The organism is Streptomyces sp. GMY02, from assembly GCF_019056675.1.
Lineage (GTDB): Bacteria > Actinomycetota > Actinomycetes > Streptomycetales > Streptomycetaceae > Streptomyces > Streptomyces odonnellii.
In genome coordinates this window covers 5,884,467-5,905,625 of sequence record NZ_CP077658.1, presented here as the reverse complement: position 1 = coordinate 5,905,625, position 21,159 = coordinate 5,884,467, and the positions used below count along the sequence as shown (strand labels likewise).

Below are 21,159 nucleotides of genomic sequence, written 5' to 3'. Positions count from 1 at the left end.
CAAGTCCCCTTGGGCAGCGTGGTGAAGCAGCATGGTGAGGCTCCTGAAAGCCTCTCCGGTTCGGGCGAAGACAGGGACGCCGCGAACCCACGGAATGGTTTCCGCCAGACAGCCGGACGCAGGCTCCCCACGCGGTGGAACTGCCGTCGAACGCCCGTCAGACGGCGCTCAGCCGCTCATGCACGATCTTCATGGACGGGGGCAGCAAATCCGCGCCGGTGGTGACGGTCTCCTCCGGCAGCCGGACCGTCCGCAGGGAGACCACCTGCGCCAGCGTGCTGACATCGATATGGGGATGCAGGGTCTCGATGGTGAGTGAGCGCAGATTGGGGAAGCTGTGCAGCCACCACCAGGTGCGCCCCATGTCCGCCTCCACCCACAGATGTGTGAGCCGGTCCGTGCGGCACGCGTTGACGAAGTCGGCGGTCGTGAACTCGCCGGAGATCTTGATACGGGACCGCCCGCCGAAGCTGTACAGCGCCCGCAGCTCCCTCATGTTCGACACCGGGAAGTAGAGCTGCTCCTCCGCGAGATGGGCGACGACCTCCTGTCCGTACGTATCGGTGTCGAACCGGCTCCAGGCCCGCACCAGTTCGTTCCGTACCCGCAGATCCGGGTGGCCGCGGTACTGCGCGAGCACGGTGATCGCGGCGTCGGTCGCGATACGCGTGGCGGCCAGCACGGTGAAGTACGCCTCGTGGACCAGCGACTGACGCTCGGCCCGGGACTGTTCGCTCAGCGGCAGCACCTCGTGGGACGCCGGCTCCCGCGGCCCCGGCAGCAGATCGAGTACGACCGGACCCACCTCGGTCAGCGCACGCGCCTGGTCGGCCGAGCGCGGCGGGATCAGCGCCGCGGCCCGCTGCTGCACCTCCGCCCGTACCGCCGGATCCAGTTCCGTCGCGTGTTCCAGGCAGGCGGCGGCCAGCAGATGGAGCCGGTTCATGCCATGGGGCGAGGCGTCGTCACGCCGGATCAGACCGGTGAGCAGCCGGGTCCGCTCGGTCGGCCGCGCGTGGGCCACGGCCATCCTGATGACGTCCTCCCACTGATCGAGATGGGCGTTCGCGATCAGAAAGTCGAAGTCGAGTCCCTCCACCGCCGCCTTGGCCCCGAGATAGTCCTGAAAGGTCCGGTGGATGAAGTCCATGGAATCCGCGCTCGGTTCGCGCAACAGCCCGCTGCGGATGAGCAGATGCCGGTAGATTTCCTCCGCCGTCCCCTGTTCGGCGACTTTCGGCATGGTCGGCAGAGCCTGCCTCAGAAGTTCGACCGCGTCGGTGCGGTCCATCTCTGAACGGCCGTTACGGATCATCCAGTAGGCGAGTTTCTGGATGAGCTGGATATGGTGTGCCTCGCTGATGTGAACGGAGCCGGGCTTGTAGACCCCGCGCTCCCGGTCGCGCCGGAAGAGCAGCATGGAAAGCGCCGCGTCATAGATCTCCTTGCGGCCCTCGGGGAGATAGCCGCGGCGGTCCTGATGGAGCGCGCAGATCAGTCCGCACATCAGCGGATTGGTGGCGAGCCTGCCCAGATCCTGTTTGGCGCGGACGGCACGCAGGAGTTCATTGGCGTACTGGTCACTGATTCCGGCCGCCTTGTGCCATCTCTTGATGAACTCGGCGACATTGTCGCGGCTCATGGGCGCGAGATCCAGCTCGGCGAAATCGTCGCTGACCAGCCAGTGTTCCCGTACGGCCGAAGGCCGGGACGTGACGAGCCAGCGGTTGCCGGGATAGGTGCCGATGAGTTCCTGCAGCCAGCGGCGGGCGTCGCTGCGGTCGTCCTCCGGGATCTCGTCGATCCCGTCGATCAGGATGAGCCCGCGGCCCGACCGCAGCACCCGGTCGAACCAGCCCGGAGGCTGGAGACCGGCGATGGGGCAGTCCACCGCGGACAGGAACTCGTCGGGCGTGGGCAGCGTCGCGCCGCCCCTGGTCAGCGTACGCAGCGGAAGCACGAACGGCACAAGTCCGTAGAGATACAGCAGGTGTTCGTCGAGGGACTTCTGTGCCGTGGAGACGGCCAGCCACTGGACGAGGGTGGTCTTGCCCGAGCCGGCGACCCCGCGCAGCAGTACGCGGTTGCGGCCGGCCAGCACATGGTCGGCCGAGAGCAGCGCGGGAACGGCGTTCGTGGCGTCGCCCGCCGCGTCCAGACTGAGATACGCGGTGTCGAGCCGCCAGGACTCCGGCGACCCGGACAGATCGAGGCCGAAGATGCTGAGCCTGCCGTGCTTGGCCGCGATGTAGCGGGCGTACCGGTCCTCGAAGGGCCCGTCCGCGGGGGACGGCGCGCGGGCGATCAAGGAGTCGATCTTCAGGGTCAGTTCTTCGATACTGCGGCTCTGTTCCAGCAGAGTGCGGGGCACGAAGGTCGACCGCTGGGTGAAGAAATTCAGAATGTGCAGACAAGCGGTGTTCATCACGCTCGCGTGCAGGGTGACCGCGTCGCTCGACAGTCCGAGGGTGGCCGTATTGCTCTGGGATCTGAGATGCCGGGAAAGGCCGAGGTGGCCGAGTTTCACGGCCTGTACGTCGTCCATGTCGAGCGTTCCCATGACCCGTAAGGAATCGGCCACGGCATTGGCGACGGCCCGCTTCTCGAAATTGGGCAGCAGGTCTTCCACACCGGTCGACTGCGCGGCCCGTCTGACCAGTTCTTCCGAGATCTTGTGCAGGTCCTTGTCCGAGAGCGTGCGTTTCTCACCGCGGAACGATACGAGTCCGGAAACCCTGATGGGTTTGTCGACCAGCCCGGCGCCGGGGCCGCCGGTCAGGAACAGTTTCCTGATCAGCGGGCTCACCACACTCGACGCGAGACGCGCCCCGATGACGGCGGGTTCCATCTGCTCCCCGGGATGTCCGTACGGCACACTCGGCCGCGTTCGCGTCAGCGTAGGACACTGGTCGGGCACCCGATCACAGGATTCACTCAATGCCGTGATTTCCCACCGGAGTTGAGCGGTGAGGCCCCCGGACATGCCACCGCCCCCGGCGCCGGGGCGCAGGGGGCGGTGCATCAGCGGCGGTACGGAGATCAGGCGTCCAGGAAGCCGAACCAGCCGCCTCCCTTGTGCGACGCGGAGCCGGCGTGGGTGATGCCCGCGGGCCCGCCCAGATTCTCGTAGAAACCCTTGTGGCCTTCCTTGTGGAAGCCGCCCGCCGCGACGGTCGCGTCATGATCTTCGCAAGCCAGCGCCGAACCGGCGCCACCCAGCAGGGCGGTGGCGGCGAGGGCGGTGGCGGCGAGCGCTGTACGGATACGCATATGAAACTCCTACGTCAGGTGATGCGAACACCCCATGCGTGCCCCGCCGACCTCCCGTATCCACCGATTCGCCCCGTTTACCACCCAATCGGCCGAACACTTCGTGCGAGACCCCCCGGAAGCCCTTAATCTCCCCGCCCGCGGGGCCTCCCCAAAGGCACCACAGCGCGATGACCGGGTCGCAGATCGCACAGCCCAGCGACGAGTTGTGGGCGAAGGGGATCAGGGGGCTGCCCTTGAGGTGGTGAACGATGTCCCAGGCGGTGTGCAGCAGCCAGCCGATGCCGATGAAGGTCCATGAGTCCAGACCGCGGTAGGCGACGTATGTCATGAGCGCGGTGAACGCGAACTCCCAGCCGCCCAGACCGCCGCCGCTGAGATAGGCGGCACCGGCTCCGGCGACCATGACGGCGTTGAACCGCCGCCGGTGCGGTTCGCGGATGAGAGACATCAGCACCACATAGAGGACGGCGATGCCGATGGGTATGAGGTACTGCATGCGTGAGCTCTTTCCTGCGGCGTGACGGGACGGCCCGCTCACGCTAGGCCGGGGTCTGCTCGCCCCCCAGAGCCATGACCGCCAGGTTCCAACGGGTTCCCGCCGCCGACGGTCCTCCGGCATCCCGGGCACAGGATCCCCGCGCACAAGATCTCCAGTACAAGATCTCCACGTTCAAGATCCCGTACAAGAACAGACCGAGGACCGGAAGCCGCCAATCGGGGGGCGCACGGTCCTCGCGGCCCCCTCGCCCCCGCCACGACACGCGGGCCACCGCTGACCTACATGATCTTGGTCTTAGGGTGAAATGAGAGCGGCCACGGTTTACCCGGCGGCCCCCATGGTTACGTTCACGCAGGTCAGATCGTTTTTCCGACAACCCGTGCCGGTGGGGCGGGTGGGACTCGAACCCACGACCGACGGATTATGAGTCGGTAGGTTTCACTCCGGCTCACTCCGGGAGACTCCGGCTCGCGGTGAATAGCCCCACATTTCGGGCCCCCCACTCCGTCCCACTCCGGCTCACTCCGCGCCGCTCCGGGACGTCCGCTCACGCAGCGCTCACGCAATCTGTGGTGGCTCCGGGCGCCCTGACCAGCGCATTCACCATTGTCCCGCAGCCCCTTCGCTGACGGCAACAGCGGACGCAGAAGAGCCCCGGCCGCGTGTGCGGCCGGGGCTCCTGACGTCAGCTCAGTGGGTAGGGCCCGCCGCGGCCGGATTCCTGGAGGGGACGCGTCGGCCGCGACGGGGGTCACTGGGGGCAGGCCCATACCTCGGCGTCGAGACTGTGGGCACCCAGCCTGCCGCGCGCCCAGCCGCGGTATACCGCGCCGGTCGTCAGCGGCCGGCCGCACGCGTAGCAGGCCCGGCCCGCCCACTGCTCCGTCGTCAGGTCGCCCGCGGGCGGTACGGACGCCTCGGCGCATGGGACCGGTGCGGGCTCCTGCCCGGTAGCTGTCGCTGGCACGGAGGGTCAGGCTCTCTGCTGGAAGGCCGCGGCACCCGCCCGGAGACCCGCAACCAGCTCCTCCACCGAGACCTCGGACACGGGAGTAAGCCAATGCTGCTCACGGCACGGAGCACAGGCATACACACTGCCGCCGGCCCCCGAGCCAGCCTCAATGATCTGCACCAAGAGCGCCGTCTCAGACGACCCCTTGTGGTAGTCGCACCAGCGGTACGACGGGGTGTCGGTCTGGGTATCGCTGCTCGTCTGTCTGGCCATGTCAAGGACCGTAGGAAGGGGCGCGCTGCCGCTTCAACGAGTGTGTACGAACTTGCACGGACTCAGCCGAGAGCATCAATCGCGGCCGTGATCAGCCTCCGCGCCTCGGCCCCGTACACGGCGAGCGCGGACAGTTCGGAGAAGGCCCGTGCGTACCCCCCTACCTCCTGCGGCTGGGTGACCGTCAGATGCGCGGACACCAGCTCCACCGTCACCTGCTCGTCGTCGTACATCGTGAACGACTCCACCGGCCAGCCCAGCGCCCGCGGGCGCCCCAGCGGGATGACCCCGAGGCTGACCGAAGGCAGGGCCGCCACACCGATCAGGTGACCGAGCTGGCCGGCCATGACGTCGACGTCGCCGATCAGCGTCCGCAGTACCCACTCCTCCACGATCATCGCGAAGCGATGGTTGCCCGAGTGGAGGATGCGCTGCCTGTCCATCCGTACCGCGACCGCGGCGGCGAGGTCACCGGGGACCTCCCGGAGGGCGGCGACCGTACCGAGGACCGCAGCCGTGTAGCCAGGCGTCTGGAGCAGGCCCGGGACGACCCACGACTGATAGGACCGGAACCGGTAGGTGCGTTCGAACAGCGGGGCCACCGACTCCTGGACCTGCTTGAGGCCGGCGCGCTCCATGCGCCGCCACTCGATGTACATCCCCTCGATGCCGCGCGCAGTAGCGATCAGCTCGGGCACCAGGTCCCGGACGCCACAGTGCTGCGTCCAAGACCTGATGTCCTCATCCGACGGTGGTGTTCTGGCGTGTTCCAACCGTGAGACCTTCGACTCGTGCCAGCCGATCCGGCGGGCGAGTTCGCGCGATGTCAGCCCGGCGTCCTTACGGATCTCCCGCAGGCGCAAGCCGAGCGCCTGGCGGGCCTGCTGGACGCTGGACGACGGAGACGGCATGGAACCCCGGCACCATCAGGCGAGCTGGTAATCGGCGTGCGGGACGGCGCGATCCCACACGGCCTCGAACGCGTCCGCGCACAGCTTCACCGCGCCTGCATCGGTACGGACTTCCTCGTCGTCGGGCGCCAGCTCGCCAGCCCCGTCGAAGTGGAGGAACACCACCAGTTCGCCGTCGAAGAGCCAGAAGTCGTTCCCGGCCAGGGCGATATCGGATGCGCGGCGCCGGGGCAGCCACCGGACTTGCTCGCCTGCGGTGACGTTCGGTGCGGTGACGTGGTGCTCGAACCGGATGTAGTCGCTCACCGGCTCCGACACGATCCGCGCACGCCGTACCTCGACCCCTCGCGCGACGGTCTCCCGGATGAGTGCCAGCCACGGCCGTAGCTCCGGGTCGTGGTCCGCCGGGTCATTGCGGATGCCGTCCTGCCAGGCGATGAAACGGGGGTCTGAGCGCATGTAGCCGTCGCGCATCTCCAAGTGGACGGCGGACCTTCGGCAGGAGCGCAGGCGGTCAGCGAGGGTCGGTTCCGTCACCGGTCACCTCCGGGAAGAACGGCATCATCCGCTTCGGGAACTCGATCACGGTCTCATGATCGGGGATGTCCATCTGTGCGAGCCGCTCGGGGTCGAGGACCTTCCAGCCCTGGAGGACGTAGTTGCCGGTCACATCGTCCAGGTAGATCGTCGGTGACTTGCCGTCAGGGGACTCGGGGTCCTGACCCAGCTTGTGCAGTGCCACGGTGGCTCCTTCTTCAGGGACAGCATCTTGCCCGAGCTTGAGAGGAAGGGCCGATACTTCGCCAGATGTGTGCGCGAACTTGCAGGCTCCGGACGCACGAAAGCGCCCCGCCTCCCGAAGGAGACGGGGCGCCTGTGTATCAGGGCGGTGGTGGCGGGGATCCGTTCAGGGCGACGTCCACGCGATCGACCGCATCGCGCAGGGACGTCCCGGAGTTGGGGTGCAGCTCGTGCTCCACCGACGTGAGCCTGGCATCGATAGAGGTGATTCGGTCGTCGATGGAGGTGGTCCGGTCCTCGATGCCGCCAAGTCGCTCCATCACCCCCGGCCGCTCCGGGACGCCGGGGCGCGCGGGAGTGCCAGCCCAGTCGTCCGCGATCTGGTCCACCCGGGTTGCTGCCCGGACCACTCCGCGCACCGCCCGGAGAATCCCCCGCCCAACCAGGCCGACGAGCCCGACGATGGCCACGACCGCGACGGACCAAACCACGGCGGCGTCGACGGCCGCGATACCCGTCTTGCCCACTCAGACTCCTCTCGCGAGGGACGCCGAGTTGCGGACGTCCTTCAGCCGGGCTGCGAGGCCCTTGGCAAGGGAGACGACGGCAGCGACACCCCCGGACAGGGCGGCGTACCACATGCTGGCGTCGAGGGGCTGGGTGACGACGATGCCGCTCACGACACCGCCGAGGAAGGACGTCGCGACGCGCTCGGTCAAGTCACGCGCGTAGGTCCGGGCGGACTTGATGACGGTGTCGACGTCGGGCAGAGGAAAGTCGGACATGATGGAGCCTTTCATTCGTGCAGGTCAGGAGGGCAGGGCGTGCGTTACGCACGTCATGGTCAGGCGAAGAGGAGGTGCCAGGTCAGCGGGCCGGGCAGCCCGTCCGCGTCGCCCTTGAGCTGGGCGTGGGAGCGCTGGAACGCGGCGGTCGCCTGGCGGTCCGCGTCGCCCCAGCGCGGCCCGGGGCCGACCTTGTAGAAGCGGCCGAACCCCTTCTTCACGAGCTGCTGCCCGAGCTTGGTGACGTACGAGTTGTTCTGGCCCGGCCCGAAGTAGCCGCGGCCCGGGAACGCCGGCCGCGGGGCGGGCTTCGCCGGCGGCTTCGGCTTGGCCGGCGGCTTCGGCTTGGCCGGAACCGGGGCGTCGAGGCGGCCGTCGATCCGGCCACGCATGGACGCCATGGAGAACCCGCGGGGGTCGACCTTCCCCGGCTGCCATTCGAGGTGCCCGATCACCGATGCCGCATCCCAGCCGTGCGCCCGGCAGATCGCGGCCGAGGCCTTCTCGATCGCCTCCAGTTGGGCTTCGGGCCACGGGTCCTTCCCATCGCCCATGTTGATGCACTCGAAGCCGTAGAAGTGGCGGTTCCCGTCGGTGTTCGCCTCGTTGTCCGCGGGCAATGCGGACTCCGCGATGACGGCGTTCAGGACGTCGTCGTCCCCCGCCCCGGCGTGGTTGGTGCGGCCGTAGCCGACGAGGTAGACCGTGCCGTCCTTGTCGATGACGCCGTGGCACAGCGGGCCGGGCAGGGCAGCGTGCCCGTCCCGGCACAGGCGGACGCTGGACTCGGTGCCCTTCGTGACGGTGTGGTGGATCATCACGCCGTGGACCGGTCCCCACGGTCCCTTGTGGTTGCGGTTCCGGGTGCGCCAGCCGTCGACCTCGACGACCTTCAGGCCTTCAGCCCGAAGTTCGGCAAGCAGCCGGTCGGCGGTCAGTGGTGTGGCCATCAGACACGCTCCGGCCAGTGCCAGGTGCCGCCGGTGTGGGTGTTCTCGTCCTGTGCGACGTTCTGGCTGAAGAGCACGCCTGTGGGATTGAGGACTGCCAGCGAGGCGAGCCACTGGCCCTGGGTGCCGTTCGGGCAGCCGTCCAGCGGTTCCGCCGTCAGGTATTCCGGTACCTCGGTGATGATGGCAACGCGGCAGGCCGGGGGGTGGGCTTGGCTTCCGTCGTCGTGGATGGGGGTGCCGTGGCTGACGTAGTGGACTATCCGTCCTACGGACGGCGGGTGGTGCTCGGGCATGTGCCCTCCCAGGGCATGACGAGAGCCCCGGCCGGGGTGGCTCGGGGCTCGGAGTTCGGGTGGGTCAGGCGGCGGTCTCGTAGACGAGGCTGGCGCGGAGCTGGTGGGTGCTGGCCCAGGTGAAGGGAACCGGCGCGCTGCCGCTGCTGAGGAAGGACACGGACGTGCTCGCCGGGAAGAAGGTGGAGAAAGTGCTGCCGCCGGCGGTGACGACGGTCTGGCCGGGGACGCGGGAGCCTGCGGGAATGGCTGCCTGGGCGTTGCCGATACGGGAGCCGACTGCCGCCGCTGCGGTGAACGGCAGGGCGAAGTTCCAGATTCCGGAGCCGTAGGTGGTCGTGGAGCCCATGGTCAGCTCTATGTTGACGTGGCAGGTGCGGCCGATCTTCATGTAGCGGCCGTTGATGCTGCCGTTGCCGAGGACGGGGTTGGTGGTGGCTGCGGTCCAGGCGGGGGTGTAGGCGGTCCACGCGTCGAACATGCTGTTGAACTGGTCGCGGATCTGTTCGTTCAGCATGACGTCGGTGACGATCTCGCCGACCGTCCAGGTGCGGGGGCTGAACGTCACGGCTGTGGCTCCGGGTCTGTCGGGGGCTCGGGCTCGGCCGGGGGTTCCGGTTCGGGCTCGGGGGTGTAGGGGTTGTTCGGGTCGTCGGGGTGCCACCAGTTGCGGTCGCGGGTCAGCGGCAGCGCCAGCATCTCCGCTTCGACTGCGCCCGGGTCGGAGGGGACGATCAGCTCCACCCAGTCCCGCTTGCACTCGGTGCAGCCGTACCGCAGGTCGGTCAGCGAGACAAGGCAGGCGGTCCCGCAGTTCGCGCAGTCGCCCAGCCACCTGTTGTGGTTGATGCGCGCGTACACGGGAGGGGCGCCGATCACGAACGCGGTGGGGATGGGAGTGCGGCGGCCCATCCGGTAGTCGATCCAGTGGTACACCAGCTCGGCGCCGGGGATCCCCGACCAGTCCGGGGCGGGGCGCCCGGGGCGGGGGCCGGGCGGGAGGTAGTAGGTCTCCGCGCGCAGCACGGGGCCGGGGTCAACTTCAAGGGTGGTCAAGGGGTCTCCTCAGTAGGCGAGGCGGGTGGTCTGCCCGAGCAGCCCGTAGACGGGGTCTCCGAGGACCCAAACCGAATCCCGGGCGGAGGCAGACGTGCGGAACGTGATCACGTGGGACTGCTCGCGGATCGTCTCGGTGTAGCCCTCGACGGTGACGCGCATCTCGCTGACCGTCTGGGCAGGCATGTTGTAGACGCTGAAGAAGCCGGAGATTTCGGCGTCGAGGATGTCGCTGTAGAACGGCAGCGTGAACGCCTCGATCTCCACCTCCCGCAGCTCGGGCGCGGGATCGGCGTAACGAGAGACCGTCCAATGCGCGGCGGACAGCACGCTGTTGTCGCTGGTCTTCAGCAGGTTGAGAGGGCTGGGCTGGTACAGCCCGAACGCCGCGATGCTGGCGGGATCGGTCACCCGCTGTACCGCGCCGCCGGGCCGGGACGCCTCGATGCTGTTGACGAGTTTCTGGTCGTCGTCGGCCAGCCCGAAGCCGTCGGTCTCCAGGTCGGCGTAGTCGATCGTGAACACCTCGGACATCGGGTCCGGGTTGTAGCGCACATCGCGGGACTGGTAGGCCAGCCCGTACCAGTCCCGCTCGGCGAAGAGCCGCGCGGACTCGGTCGTCGAGACCTCCTGCATACGGGCGAGTGCACCCGTGCCGCCAGGGCCCTGGGAGGCGATGGGGTCGTGGGTGACACCCCAGACGGTGACCGACTCGACGGCCGCGTACCGGGCGAGCCGGGCGATCCGGAGGTCCGCGGTCTCTCCCTCGTAGCCGGTGGTGCCGGCGGTGTAGTGGTCGGCGATGGAGGCGGCGGCCGGGCCGGTGGCGTGGTAGATCGCGAGATGGGCGATCTGCCCGGACCACAGGCGTGCGCCCCGGTAGCCGCCGACGTGCAGCATCCGATGGTTGATCATGGTGGCGGCGGCGATGGACCCGCCGACCTGGACGCCGTCCACCCAGACGGTTTTCGCGTTGTTGTCGTGGATGATGTGGTGCCACTGCCCGTCGGCGAGGTTGCCGCTGGATGTGGTGACGACCGAGAGGGCCTCGCCGCTCTCCGTGCTCTCCACCGTCAGGACGCCCGACCCGTTGAGGGCGAGGACGAGTTGATGGTCCAGCCCGGGTTCCCACAGTCCGAGGATCGCCCGACCGGCCGTGCTGGTCTGGATCCACACCTCGATCAGTGGGGGCATCGCGGTGTGGTCGGCGGTGACGTTGCTGTCGGACTGGAAGGCCGCGCCCAGGTCCCCGGTCAGATACCGGCCGGCGGTGGCGCTGGCCGGGGTGAGGGTGAGGCTGGTGTCGCCGGTGGCGGGCAGCCCGTCCGTACCGAACTCCAGGGTGCCGCCGCTGGAGACCTGGGTCTGTGCGATCGCGCCCACGCCGCGGCCGGACAGGTCGCCGGCCGCTGTGGCGCCGGCGGGTTCGGCGAGGGGGAAGTACGCGGACAGCATGTCGAAAACGGGGATGACCTGGCTGGCGGTGAGGATCTCCTCGCCGAGCATCGACAGCAGTGCGGGCAGGCGGCCGAGCTGCTTGAACAGGTCGGATGCCGTGATGGAGACCTTGGACTGAAGCCCTGCCCAGGACACAGGCAGGTCGTTAAGGGTGCCGTAGAAGCGGGGCCGGACGCGGTGCCCGATCAGGGCCCACTCGGCGTGGCCCGCAGTGCCGCCGGTCCGGCTGACGGGCAGGTCCACTGCCACGAGCTGGGAGGTGATCCAGGCCGGGGTGGCGAGGGAGCGTCCGACCGTCCAGTTGGTGCCGTCAGGCGACGTCTCCCAGTACAGAGTCCCGCTGTCCTCGCGCAGGCGGAGCCACAGGTGATCGACGGGGCTGTACGTCAGGGTGACACCGGACCCGTCGGAGAAGCCCACCTCGGACACCAGGCGGAGCGATCCTGTGATGGCGTTGTAGGTGAAGCCCACCCTCGTCCCGCTGGTGGTGGAGATGACCATGAACCGGGACGCCGCCGCCGAACTGCCGTTCGCTGTCGGCAGGGTGGCGACCTTGATGGAGACCTGGCTGCCGGTCAGTACCCAGTCCCGGGCCGACTGGAGTGTGGCGGAGACACCCGGCACCAGCGGGATACGGACGATGCCCCGATCCTCGGTCACCCCCGCGGCGCCGCCGCTCCACAGCACCGGGTCGACGACCCCGTCAGCGAAGTCGTCGGCCAACTGCTCGATCGGCCACGGCCCGGACCCCCCGCCGCGCGGAGTGGTCGTGGTGACGGCAAACCGGATCGGGGCGTTCCTGCGGACGAACGGCTCATACGGGCCCGGGGCGCCCGGAGTGAACCGGCCGTCCTCATTGTCCAGCACCGCGGTCATCGTGCCGGTCTGGATCTCGGCCAGTTCGTCGGCCGCACCCCGGTCGATCCGGATCCCCTGGACCATGTCGACGTAACGGGAGATGTCCGTCCACGGGATCGATGTCTGGTCCTGGATCCGGCCGCCCCACCCGGCCTCCATCAGGAGCGCCATCAGACTCCCCCTCACGTTCAGTTGCACGGAGCCGCCCTGGGCCCGCCCCAACTGCAACAAGGCCTTCTGCACCTGCCGAGCGACAGCCATCGGATCCATCGGGTTGTGGATCTCGACGTGGACGTCGTAGACGACCCCGCCGCCTGTGCGCGCCGGAAGTGCCGCTGCGCCGATCGCCGGCCGGGTGGCGGCCACCCGGGCCGACACCGCGGCGAGCGCCGTGTCCAGGACGGGCATCCGCTCGCGCATACCGACGGCCAGACCCTCGGTGGTGTACCGGCCCATCTGGGCCATCACGCGGCTGGGGCTCTTGATCCCCAACGCCTTCTTGATCGCCTTCTGCATCCCCTGAGCGATCTTCAACATCTGGGCCTCGATGGCCTTCTGCTGGGCCGTAAGCCCGGTCAGGAAGCCGCGGCCGGCCTGCGCCCCCGCGTCGTACATGGTGTCCGCGGCGAGACCGCCCAGCGCGCTGGTGGCCGCACCGAGACTCTTCTGCGTGTTGTTGATCGCCGCGAACGTCGCCTTGTCCGCGCCGGCCAGCGCGCTCGCGTAGGCGTACCCGGCGTCCGGGCCCATGGAGAGGATCTGCCGGAGCAGCTCCGGGTCCAGGCCCTTCTTCGCCAGGGTCTTCACGTAGCTGGCGAACTGCTTGACCTGCGTGAGCTTGCCCGCCAGCCCGGCCTTGATACTGCCCGCCGTAACCTCTTCCGGCGCCAGCCCCAGGTTCCCCAGCTCGTTGCCCTGCCGAGCCGCGTCTCGGATCTCCGTGGCGTACTTCTTCGCCGCGGCAATCCGCGAGGCGAGCGCGTCCCGCCGCGTGGCCAGAGTCTGGAGCCTGTTCGTGTCGCGGTTGACCATCGCCACCAGGCTGGAGTCCTTGGTGGACTTGCTGCCCTTCCACGCGGCCCAGATGTCCTTGACCAGATCCTTCGCCACGGCGGAGATCTTCGCCTTGGACCCGGTCAGCCCAATGATCATGCCCCTGCCCGCGTCCGCAGCCAGGGCCGCAGTCTTCTTGCTCGGGCTCGCAATCTCCAGCTCGTCGCGGATTCCGCTCAGGATCGCGGCCGCCATCGCCCGGCCGCCCGCGCCCACCTCATCGGTCGACACGGACATGCCCCGGCGCAGCCCGAGGCCTGCGTCCCGGCCGGCGGACCGGGCATCGGCCACCATCTGCATGGAGGTGCGGTGGTCGTAGATCTCGGTGCCGCCCCCGCCGAACCGCATCAGCTCCGGGCCCTGCTCACCCACCCACGCCAGCTCGCCCGGCTTCGGCTTGCCGCCCGACGCATAGCCGCCGATGCTCTTGGCGAAGGCGGATGCGGAGGAGTGGGAGGCCCGGTACTGGACCATCACGCTGACGGTCTTGCCCTGCACGGACGCGATGTCCCGCTTCGCCTGGCGGACCTTCGCCTGAAGATCAGAGATCCGCGCCAGCAGGTCCGCCCGCTTGTTCGGCGGGACAGTCTTCAACTGGGACTTCGCCGTGGCGATCTGGCTGTTCCAGTTGTCGATGTTCATCTTCAACCGGCCCTGCTCCAGCTTGGGCAGGGTGCTCTGAGCGAAGTCGCGGGTCTTCTGCTCGGCAGCGGCAAGGCCGCTCAAGTAGCTGTCCTTGAACCGGCCGAACGACTCGTCGGCTCGCTTCAGCTTGTCACCGACCCCAGGGATCCAGCCGAACGCGGACGCCGAGGCGTGCAGGATGCCGCCGAGCGCGACCACCATGCTGCCCGAGACGACCCGGAAGAGGCTGACCAGCGTGGGCAAGTTCGCCACAGCCACACCGACCATGGTGAGGACCAGGTTGGCGAAGACCAGCGCCATCTGCTGGATCTCACCTTTGTTACGGGTGATCGCGTCGGAGAGCCGCTGGAAGGGCCCCTTCGCTTTATCCACCTCGCCGAAGCTGGGCAGGAGCGAACCGAAGATCGCCGCAGCCATGTCGGTCATGATCGGCGTGGTGATGGCCAGGATCTGCGAGACCGCCTTGATCCCGAAGCCAAGATCTTTGAACAGAGGGGACAGCCATTTCAGGCCCTTGCCGAGGGTGTCCAGCAGGGTGGACGTCCGCTCGCCCATCACACCGAAGAGCTCACCCAGCATCGGGCCCAGTGCGCGGGCCACCTCGCCCGAGAATCGGCCGATTGCAGGCAGAAGCTGATTGATCATCTTGAAGAAGCCGTCCAGGAACTTCGCGCTCCCGGAGATCCCGACCTTCAGCCCATCGAACATCCCGACGAGCCCGCCGCCGCCCTTACCGAGCAGCCCGGAAATCCCAGTCGAGAACGCCCGCAGGGTCGGCCCGGAGGCCGCGCCGAAGTCGAGCAGGCCCCGCACTAGCGGGCCGATGCCGCTGGTCAACTCACGGACGAAACCGTTGCCGAGCTTCAGCGTCGCTGCGAAGTCCTTCTGAAAGCCGGAGTCCTTCAGCAGCCGGGCGGCCCCGTCCGCCGCGTCACCGAACCCGCCGGCCATGCTCGTCATGGACTTGCCCAGGATGTCGACGACCGGTCCGGCAGCCTTCACGGCCCGGGTGAAGCCAGGCAGCATCGCCGCCTGGATCTTCGGCGCCAAGTCCGTGAACTGGCCCTTCAGACCGACCAGGGCCTTGGTGAACTCCCGTGCTGGCGCGGGCATCTTGGCGAGGGCTTTGGCGTACTCCTTCTTGTCCTCCGACGCCAGAGCAACCGCGTCACCCACACCGCGGAACCCCAGCGCCAGGGTGCCCGCGGCGACACCGGCCCCGGCCATCATCGGCACCACCGCACCCAGAGCCGGCAGCAACGACAGCCCCAGCACCGCCGCCACGATGCCCAGCGCCCAGCCCAGCCCGCCGCCGCCCGTACCGAGCGCACCCGCCGCCTGCCCCGAGGAACTGGCCACGTTGCGCAGGGCGGGGAGGCAGGCCGCTCGTCTGGCGGCCCATGAGCTGGGCCGCCTGTCCGGCGGACAGGAACCGGCCGCGCAAATCGTGCAGCCGTCCGTTCGCGTCAACAGTGAACCGCCGTACCGCGGCCGTGTTCGTGTTCATGGCGCGGTTGATCTGGTTGCTGTCGCCGCGCACGTTCCGGGCAAACCGAGCGGTCGCTGCGGAGGTGTTGGTCATGGCGGCGCTGACCCGGCGGTGCATCCGGGCCGCGCCGTCAGCCGCCCGGTCGAAGACCCGGGAGAGCTGGTCGCGGCCGTCAAGGATGAAGCTCATACGTTCAGCCACGGCTCGCCGCCTCCTTCAGTTGGGCCTCACGGCGATCGAGGTAGCCGATGAACCACTCGAAGTCGTCGACCGTCAGGGCGTCGACGTCATCGGGGGTGAGATGGAGAACCTCGGCGAACTGCCCGAGGTAGGTCAGTCGCTGGTCGGCGAGGTCGGGCTCGGGTCGGCGGCGGCTTTTGGGCCGCCGTCCTCGTCGACCATCTCCGCGAGCAGGGCCTCGGTACCGGCCGGGTCAGCCGAGTTGCGGACGAGCACGCGGAAGAACTCTGCGCGCTCGCCGGGCTTCTCCTCCGGGGTCTTCAGACCCTCGGCGATGAGCTGCTCGGCCTCGCGACGGTCCCAGCGGGTGACCATGTCCTCCACCCCGGGGTCGAACGACCCGAAGCGGAGCCCTGTCTGCTCGCGGGCCTTGAACTGCCACACGCACGCCCTCATCGCGTCCGGGTCGTCCTCCGCCAGAAGCGCCTTGACCTGCGCCCACCGCAGGCCGATCGCACCGGCCGCGCGGGTTGCCTCGGACGTGCGGAGCTGCCGGACGTCGTACCGCTCCTCCGGGCCGCCCTCGGGCGTGTAGACGATGATCACAGGGTTCTCCTCGCAAAGGGGTTCAGCCGCCGAGCTGGCGGCGTATGTCGTCGGTGATGCGCAGCACCTCGGCACGCATCCGGGACTCGTGACGGCGCATGGTGTTCGTCCACCACAAGGGCGTCACCCAGGTGTTGACCCAGCGGCTCGGATTGTCGAAGACCGGATGCCGCACGCGCCCGCTGGGTTCTTTGTTCATGGCCTTGGGCATGTCTTGCAGGTCGGGCGGCAGACGGCCCTTGTCGACCCACACCCGGGCACCCGGATTCCCGCTGGTACGGACGCTGATCCGGATCGCCTCCGCGATCGTCCGCCGCAACGGACGCGTCGTCGGCGACGGGCCACCCTGCCGGGTCGAACGCCCCTGACTCCGGATCGTCATCCCCGTCATCACGTCTTGCAGATCCCGGTGCAGCGGCTCCGCCGCCCGCCGGATCCTGCGCTGGAAGTTGGCGCGCAGCGGCGCCCCGCCTGCCGCGCGCAGACGCCGGGACAGCTCCAGCAACTGGCCCGTGTTCAAGAGGCGGACGTCACCGGCCACGGCGCGCCTCCGATCAGAGCGTGGTGTCCGTGGACATGTACTCAATGGCGGGAAGGTTCGTGCCATCGAACAGCGCGGTGAACGCCAGAGTCGGCTTGACGACCTCGAACCCGTCGACCGATGGCGGCGCCTCGTCGAACTTCACCACCGGCAGCTTGATCCGGAACGTCTCCCGGTAGGTGCTCGCGATGATCGGCCCGAGGAACTCCCACACCAGCGACGTCCCGCCGTCCGAGGTGTGCAGGTCGTCCAGGACGGTGTCGACGTAATCCGTCTCCAAGCTGCCCGTGATCTTCGTCAGGTCGTTGGAGATCGGCTCCGCCTTCGTCGCCGCCGAGTTCGCGTAGAAGCGGTCCACGGCCTGCGGGCGCTCGAACTTCACCGTGACTTTGCGGATCCCGTCCCGTGCCGTCTCGCTCCCGAAGCTTCCAGTCTTGAGACCCATCTGCGCGAAGTTGAACGGCGCCAGACCCGTCGGGTACGACGCGACCGCGAGGGTCTGCGTCTCGTCCACGTCCTGCGCATCGATCTCCAGACTGACGGTCAGCATGCCGCCGACCTCACAGGAGAACTCCGCACTGATGATCTTGCAGCCGGTGAACGTCTTGTCGGTCACCACCCCGGTGGTGAGCGGCACGCCCTTCTGGATCGTCAGCGACTTGCCGAACACGTCCGCGAGGGTGTGAGTCTGGAGGTACGCGGCCGTGACACCCTGCTGCACCGGAGTGACGGTGGTCCCCATGAACGCCTGGAAGATCACGCCCATCAGCCTGTTCATGACCTCCATGTCCACCGTGCCAGACCCCTCCCGCTGGGTCACCACACGACGCGAGGCCGACGCAAGCTGACGCCCCGCCGCCACCCCCGCACTGGTCGCCGTGGTCTTCTTCAAGACCAGCGACTCCTTGGTGAACTCCGGGAACACCGTCGGCGCAACGAACGTCCCGTAGGTCGACTCCGCCGCGATACCGAGCTGGCCACCGAGACCCGAACCGATCGCCATCCCTCAGCCCTCCTTCAGCGGCTTGGCCGCAGTCTCCTTCACCGGCGCAGCGGCCGGCGGCTGTTCGTCCTTCGGCTCCTCGACCGGCTCCCACTTCTGCGGCTGGCAGACGTAGGCGTCGAAGCGGCTGTCCGGGACCGTCACGACTTCGTCCAGGCCGACAACCCGGCCCTGCCCGAGCTCCGGCACGATGACCGGCTCGGGCCCGATGTAGCGCACGCGCGCCATGGGTTACTCCTCAGTTCAGGTGGGGTGGATCAGATGCGGGCGCGGCACGTCACGGAGAAGCTGAGCCCGGCCAGCGAGCCGTTGTCGGTGTCCTGGATCAGGTCCCCGGCGGTCAGGTGCGCCCACAGCACCGTGCCGTTCAGCGTCGGCGCCTCCGGTGCCGCATCCGTGGCCCGCAGGGCGATCTCCACCGCCGCGACGATCTCGAAGACGCCCCCGCGGTGTAGCGCCATGTCCTTGTCGCCGGAGCGGGACTCCGCGTAGCAGGAGATCGTGAAGTTCTCATCCCGGGTTCTGGCCCCCGCCGCGTTGAACGACTGCGTCAGGGCAACCGACGCCCCGCCGTTTGGCTGCCAGCCGACGTAGATCCGCCGCTGCTCGGTGAGGTTCGTGGAGGGCGGCCCGTCCACGATCAGAACATCCCCCAGGGCTGGCGCCGCGCGCAGGATCTCCAGCAGCGCGTCGACCGCGGCGGGTACGCGGGAGGTTTCCATCAGGCCACCGCCGGGGGCAGCTTGAACGGCTCCAGGAGTTCGAGCACCCGGGCCGGGATCGCGTAGCCCCAGCCCGGTATGGGCTGCGTCGCGTCGAAGTCGTCAGCCCGGCCGGCACCTCGGGCTGCTCCGTACTGCGTCTGCCACAGGTGCTGAAGCATGATGCGGGCCGCAAGGTTGATCGTGGCCGGTACCGTTCCCCGGCCGGCGGTGTAGACGAAGCGCAGCGGGCCGTACAGGCGGCGGCCGTTGAGCAGGCGGACTTCGCCAGTGGACGGGTCGAGGTCTAGGCCGGCGACGTCGTAGACGACTCCGCCCGTGAGCACGGGCACGACGCTGGTCAGGGAGACGGCCGGGGTCTGGCGCAGCACCAGCACCCGGGCCCCCGACGCGGGGAGGTCGTGGGTCTCGGTGACCGACCGGTTCTCCACCGGCCCAACGTGCGCCTCGATGGCGGAGGTGACGCCGTCGACATACGCGGCCAGTTCGGTATCATGCCCGTCGGTGACGATGTCGAGCTGGGCCTTCGCATCGGCCAGGGTCAGCAGCGCCATGTCGGCCCCCTCGTCAGGTGCGGGTGATGGGGGCGGTGTTGGGGAAGCCGAGCAGGATCGTCGCGCCGTATACGCCGCCTGTGGTGGTTCCCGAGGGGGTGGTGACCGCGCGCAGGTAGCGCTTGGTGCCCGTGTAGCCGACTTCGAACACCTTGTCGTCGTCGGCGGTCCCGAGGGTGGGCAGCGCGCCTTGCAGGTCCGCTGCCGCGGCGGCGGCCCAGGACGAGCCGTTGTCGCTGACTTCCAGGGTGATGACGTGCGAGCCGTCGGTGATCGTGCCGGTGTGCACCAGCAGCATCGCGGACTGGTGCCACTCGTTGGTGCCGGACGCCCCGGACAGGGCCCGGTCGACGGTCGTCCCGTTGGCGGCCGTGGTGCGGGCGGTGATCGCCAGGGTGGCCTTGGCGCGGACGTGGTTGTAGACGGTGCGCCTCATGCGTCGCCTCCCTGGGGCTTCTTGGCGGCCGTGGTCTTGCGGGCCGCGGACTTCTTCGCGGCGGCCGGGGCCAGCGGCTCGTCCTGCGGCTCGGCGACCGGGCCGGTCTGGTCCGGGTCGGACCCGGCTGCGGGGTCCGAGTCGGTGCCGGGGTCCTGCGGCTCCTGGTTCTCGGGCCCGGTGCCGCCGTCGGCGGGCTGGGGGCTCAGGGCCTGGGGGATGACGACGGCCTCGAACAGGGACTCCCTGCCCTCGACGACGGGGTCGTGGGCGGCGACCAGGTCACCTTTGACAATGCGCCGGTTGAGCGGCGCCCAGAACGTGTCCTTCGCGCGGTACATCAACGTGTGCTCCTCACACAGCGGGGCGCGGGCAGCAGGGTGCTGCCCGCGCCGGAAACGGGCCGGGGATCAGGTGATGTTGAGGAGCCGGAACGCGTCCGCGTTGACGACGTCGGATCCGACGCGCCAGTAGGCGAACCAGCCGGCCTGGCCGTTGGGGCGGCCGTTGGCGCCCTTGACGAGCGGCTCGTAGACCATCGTCATGCCGACCCGGTCGATGATGTAGAAGTTGCGGAAGTCGCCCAGGAGCAGGGCGTAGTTGTCCGCGCCGGCGTTGATGACGCCGTCCATCGCGGACGCCTCGTAGATCGGCGCGGCGAGGAGCTGCTCGGGCTGGCCCATGCCCAGGTTCGCCCAGAACGAGCTGCCGCCCGCGGTGTCGAACTGGCGGGTCTTGTTGATGATCGCCTTGTTCGCCATCCAGGACGGGTTCCCGGTGAGGCGGTGGCGCGGCGGCAGGGCCTGCTCCACCGCGTACACGTCGGCGACCGCGTAGGTGTCGGTGGTGGCCGAGGGCACGAGCGACCCGGAGACGGCCGACACGGCGGTGACGACGCCCTTGGCCCGGGTGGTGCCGTTGCCGGTGGCGAACGCCTCCGCCTCCAGCCGGTCCTTGGCGTCCGCCAGGAGCGGCCCGACCTCCGTGCCGAACCCGGAGTCGGCCAGCACCTCGAAGCTGCCCTGGACGTAGGCGCCGGCCTTCTTCGGGGTGATGGACGGCTGCGCGAACGTCGGGGAGCCGTCGGACACCTCGCTGCCCTCGTCGAGCCACTCGGCGGTCACACCCGCGGAGCTGACGCCGTTCCAGGAGTCGGTGGTGATGGTCTTGACGGTGGAGACCTGCCGGAACGGGTTCGCCGACCCGGCGTTCGTCAGGATGATCGTCGGGTCCAGGGTGAACGGCACCAGGAACCCGCCCGCGCTGTCCGTGAGGGACATCGCCCGGCGGTGCGCCTCGGCGAGCTTGTACGCCGCGGCCTCGTCGTCCTCCAGCAGGGCCGGGTTGCCGCCGTTGGTGAGCAGCGCCTCGAACGCCCGCATGTAGTCGTCCGAGCCGGTGAGGAGGAGGTGCTGGGCGATCCGGCCGCGCCGGTCCGCGCGGACCAGCTTCTCGGCCCGCTCCTGCTGGTCCTCCTGCATCAGCTCGGCAGCCAGCTCGACCGCGTACAGGGCGCGGGTCCGCAGGTCGGCCACGGTGCCCCGGTCGTGGACGTTCGCGCCGCGGACCTTGTCCAGGTCCTCGTAGGGGTTGCCGCGGTGGCGCAGGAATGCCGGGCCGTCGCCGGCGGGCTCGCGCTCGGTGCCGCCCGGGACGAGCGCCGCCGCGCGCACGGCCTCCACCCGCTGCTCGTGGTCGACCTGCTCGTCGTACGCCTGGCGGGTGGTGTCGATCTGGCCGAGCAGCTCGGTTGCCCGGGCCACCTGCTCGTCGGTCGGCTCCTCGATCTCCTCCAGCTCCAGCAGCTCGGAGCGGAGCGCCTCGTGCTGCTCCTTGAGCTTCTCGCTCTTCTTCTTGCGCTTGGTGGTGGTCACAGGG

22 protein-coding genes and 1 pseudogene are annotated in these 21,159 nt (G+C 69.0%); all 23 read right to left on the bottom strand.

What is annotated here, in order from left to right; all coding sequences use genetic code 11:
* Positions 1-157 precede the first annotated feature (157 nt).
* Complete coding sequence (locus KQY30_RS37200; RefSeq protein WP_217308758.1) at positions 158-2,848, bottom strand: NACHT domain-containing NTPase; 2,691 nt, start codon at positions 2,846-2,848, stop codon at positions 158-160.
* A gap of 191 nt (positions 2,849-3,039) precedes the next feature.
* Positions 3,040-3,270 carry a hypothetical protein gene (locus tag KQY30_RS25035; protein ID WP_217308757.1) on the bottom strand — a complete coding sequence of 77 codons (231 nt, stop codon included), beginning with the start codon at positions 3,268-3,270 and terminating at the stop codon, positions 3,040-3,042.
* Between the two features lie 139 nt (positions 3,271-3,409).
* A pseudogene (locus KQY30_RS36695) lies at positions 3,410-3,769 on the bottom strand (DUF6010 family protein); the annotation flags it as partial.
* 754 nt (positions 3,770-4,523) lie between these two features.
* Positions 4,524-4,739 carry a hypothetical protein gene (locus tag KQY30_RS25030; protein WP_217308756.1) on the bottom strand — a complete coding sequence of 72 codons (216 nt, stop codon included), beginning with the start codon at positions 4,737-4,739 and terminating at the stop codon, positions 4,524-4,526.
* A 320-nt stretch (positions 4,740-5,059) separates the two neighbouring features.
* Positions 5,060-5,908, bottom strand: coding sequence for a helix-turn-helix transcriptional regulator (locus KQY30_RS25025; protein WP_217308755.1), 849 nt, complete (start codon positions 5,906-5,908; stop codon positions 5,060-5,062).
* 15 nt (positions 5,909-5,923) lie between these two features.
* Positions 5,924-6,382 carry a DUF6879 family protein gene (locus KQY30_RS25020; RefSeq protein ID WP_254407684.1) on the bottom strand — a complete coding sequence of 153 codons (459 nt, stop codon included), beginning with the start codon at positions 6,380-6,382 and terminating at the stop codon, positions 5,924-5,926.
* Positions 6,383-6,422: 40 nt separating this feature from the next.
* Positions 6,423-6,650: a hypothetical protein gene (locus tag KQY30_RS25015; RefSeq protein ID WP_217308753.1), complete on the bottom strand. Its 228-nt coding sequence runs from the start codon at positions 6,648-6,650 to the stop codon at positions 6,423-6,425.
* Positions 6,651-6,789: 139 nt separating this feature from the next.
* Positions 6,790-7,176 carry a hypothetical protein gene (locus tag KQY30_RS25010; protein WP_217308752.1) on the bottom strand — a complete coding sequence of 129 codons (387 nt, stop codon included), beginning with the start codon at positions 7,174-7,176 and terminating at the stop codon, positions 6,790-6,792.
* Positions 7,177-7,434 (bottom strand): hypothetical protein, encoded by a 258-nt coding sequence (locus tag KQY30_RS25005; protein ID WP_217308751.1) that lies wholly within the window; start codon positions 7,432-7,434, stop codon positions 7,177-7,179.
* 59 nt (positions 7,435-7,493) lie between these two features.
* A complete protein-coding gene (locus KQY30_RS25000; protein WP_217308750.1) occupies positions 7,494-8,384 on the bottom strand; it encodes a peptidoglycan-binding protein in 891 nt (296 codons plus the stop codon).
* Positions 8,384-8,680, bottom strand: a complete 297-nt coding sequence (locus KQY30_RS24995; protein WP_217308749.1) for a hypothetical protein — start codon at positions 8,678-8,680, stop codon at positions 8,384-8,386. The genes KQY30_RS25000 and KQY30_RS24995 overlap by 1 nt, the downstream gene beginning before the upstream one ends.
* Before the next feature lie 64 nt (positions 8,681-8,744).
* The gene (locus tag KQY30_RS24990; protein WP_217308748.1) at positions 8,745-9,248 is read right to left on the bottom strand and encodes a hypothetical protein; all 504 of its coding nucleotides are present in this window, start codon (positions 9,246-9,248) and stop codon (positions 8,745-8,747) included.
* Positions 9,245-9,736, bottom strand: coding sequence for a hypothetical protein (locus tag KQY30_RS24985; protein ID WP_217308747.1), 492 nt, complete (start codon positions 9,734-9,736; stop codon positions 9,245-9,247). Before KQY30_RS24985 ends, KQY30_RS24990 begins: the two co-directional genes overlap by 4 nt.
* Before the next feature lie 9 nt (positions 9,737-9,745).
* Positions 9,746-15,109 carry a LamG domain-containing protein gene (locus KQY30_RS36690; protein ID WP_254407317.1) on the bottom strand — a complete coding sequence of 1,788 codons (5,364 nt, stop codon included), beginning with the start codon at positions 15,107-15,109 and terminating at the stop codon, positions 9,746-9,748.
* Between the two features lie 463 nt (positions 15,110-15,572).
* Positions 15,573-16,025: a hypothetical protein gene (locus tag KQY30_RS24975; protein ID WP_217308746.1), complete on the bottom strand. Its 453-nt coding sequence runs from the start codon at positions 16,023-16,025 to the stop codon at positions 15,573-15,575.
* A 22-nt stretch (positions 16,026-16,047) separates the two neighbouring features.
* Positions 16,048-16,566: a hypothetical protein gene (locus tag KQY30_RS24970; RefSeq protein WP_217308745.1), complete on the bottom strand. Its 519-nt coding sequence runs from the start codon at positions 16,564-16,566 to the stop codon at positions 16,048-16,050.
* Between the two features lie 13 nt (positions 16,567-16,579).
* Positions 16,580-17,569: a phage tail tube protein gene (locus KQY30_RS24965; protein ID WP_217308744.1), complete on the bottom strand. Its 990-nt coding sequence runs from the start codon at positions 17,567-17,569 to the stop codon at positions 16,580-16,582.
* A gap of 3 nt (positions 17,570-17,572) precedes the next feature.
* A complete protein-coding gene (locus KQY30_RS24960; RefSeq protein ID WP_217308743.1) occupies positions 17,573-17,797 on the bottom strand; it encodes a hypothetical protein in 225 nt (74 codons plus the stop codon).
* A 29-nt stretch (positions 17,798-17,826) separates the two neighbouring features.
* Positions 17,827-18,291, bottom strand: coding sequence for a hypothetical protein (locus tag KQY30_RS24955; protein ID WP_217308742.1), 465 nt, complete (start codon positions 18,289-18,291; stop codon positions 17,827-17,829).
* A complete protein-coding gene (locus tag KQY30_RS24950) occupies positions 18,291-18,845 on the bottom strand; it encodes a head-tail connector protein (protein ID WP_217308741.1) in 555 nt (184 codons plus the stop codon). Before KQY30_RS24950 ends, KQY30_RS24955 begins: the two co-directional genes overlap by 1 nt.
* 13 nt (positions 18,846-18,858) lie before the next feature.
* Positions 18,859-19,281 carry a hypothetical protein gene (locus KQY30_RS24945; RefSeq protein ID WP_217308740.1) on the bottom strand — a complete coding sequence of 141 codons (423 nt, stop codon included), beginning with the start codon at positions 19,279-19,281 and terminating at the stop codon, positions 18,859-18,861.
* Positions 19,278-19,622, bottom strand: coding sequence for a hypothetical protein (locus KQY30_RS24940; RefSeq protein ID WP_217308739.1), 345 nt, complete (start codon positions 19,620-19,622; stop codon positions 19,278-19,280). Before KQY30_RS24940 ends, KQY30_RS24945 begins: the two co-directional genes overlap by 4 nt.
* A gap of 69 nt (positions 19,623-19,691) precedes the next feature.
* Positions 19,692-21,155, bottom strand: coding sequence for a phage major capsid protein (locus KQY30_RS24935; RefSeq protein ID WP_217308738.1), 1,464 nt, complete (start codon positions 21,153-21,155; stop codon positions 19,692-19,694).
* Positions 21,156-21,159: the final 4 nt, after the last annotated feature.

Coding starts and splice junctions, on each gene's coding strand:
- KQY30_RS24960 (WP_217308743.1), bottom strand. CDS start 17,797: ATGGCGCGCGTGCGCTACATCGGGCCCGAGCCGGTCATCGTGCCGGAG.
- KQY30_RS37200 (WP_217308758.1), bottom strand. CDS start 2,848: ATGGAACCCGCCGTCATCGGGGCGCGTCTCGCGTCGAGTGTGGTGAGC.
- KQY30_RS24945 (WP_217308740.1), bottom strand. CDS start 19,281: ATGAGGCGCACCGTCTACAACCACGTCCGCGCCAAGGCCACCCTGGCG.
- KQY30_RS25005 (WP_217308751.1), bottom strand. CDS start 7,434: ATGTCCGACTTTCCTCTGCCCGACGTCGACACCGTCATCAAGTCCGCC.
- KQY30_RS25025 (WP_217308755.1), bottom strand. CDS start 5,908: ATGCCGTCTCCGTCGTCCAGCGTCCAGCAGGCCCGCCAGGCGCTCGGC.
- KQY30_RS24950 (WP_217308741.1), bottom strand. CDS start 18,845: ATGGCGCTGCTGACCCTGGCCGATGCGAAGGCCCAGCTCGACATCGTC.
- KQY30_RS25000 (WP_217308750.1), bottom strand. CDS start 8,384: ATGGCCACACCACTGACCGCCGACCGGCTGCTTGCCGAACTTCGGGCT.
- KQY30_RS25035 (WP_217308757.1), bottom strand. CDS start 3,270: ATGCGTATCCGTACAGCGCTCGCCGCCACCGCCCTCGCCGCCACCGCC.
- KQY30_RS25020 (WP_254407684.1), bottom strand. CDS start 6,382: ATGCGCGACGGCTACATGCGCTCAGACCCCCGTTTCATCGCCTGGCAG.
- KQY30_RS24995 (WP_217308749.1), bottom strand. CDS start 8,680: ATGCCCGAGCACCACCCGCCGTCCGTAGGACGGATAGTCCACTACGTC.
- KQY30_RS24965 (WP_217308744.1), bottom strand. CDS start 17,569: ATGGCGATCGGTTCGGGTCTCGGTGGCCAGCTCGGTATCGCGGCGGAG.
- KQY30_RS24940 (WP_217308739.1), bottom strand. CDS start 19,622: ATGTACCGCGCGAAGGACACGTTCTGGGCGCCGCTCAACCGGCGCATT.
- KQY30_RS24955 (WP_217308742.1), bottom strand. CDS start 18,291: ATGGAAACCTCCCGCGTACCCGCCGCGGTCGACGCGCTGCTGGAGATC.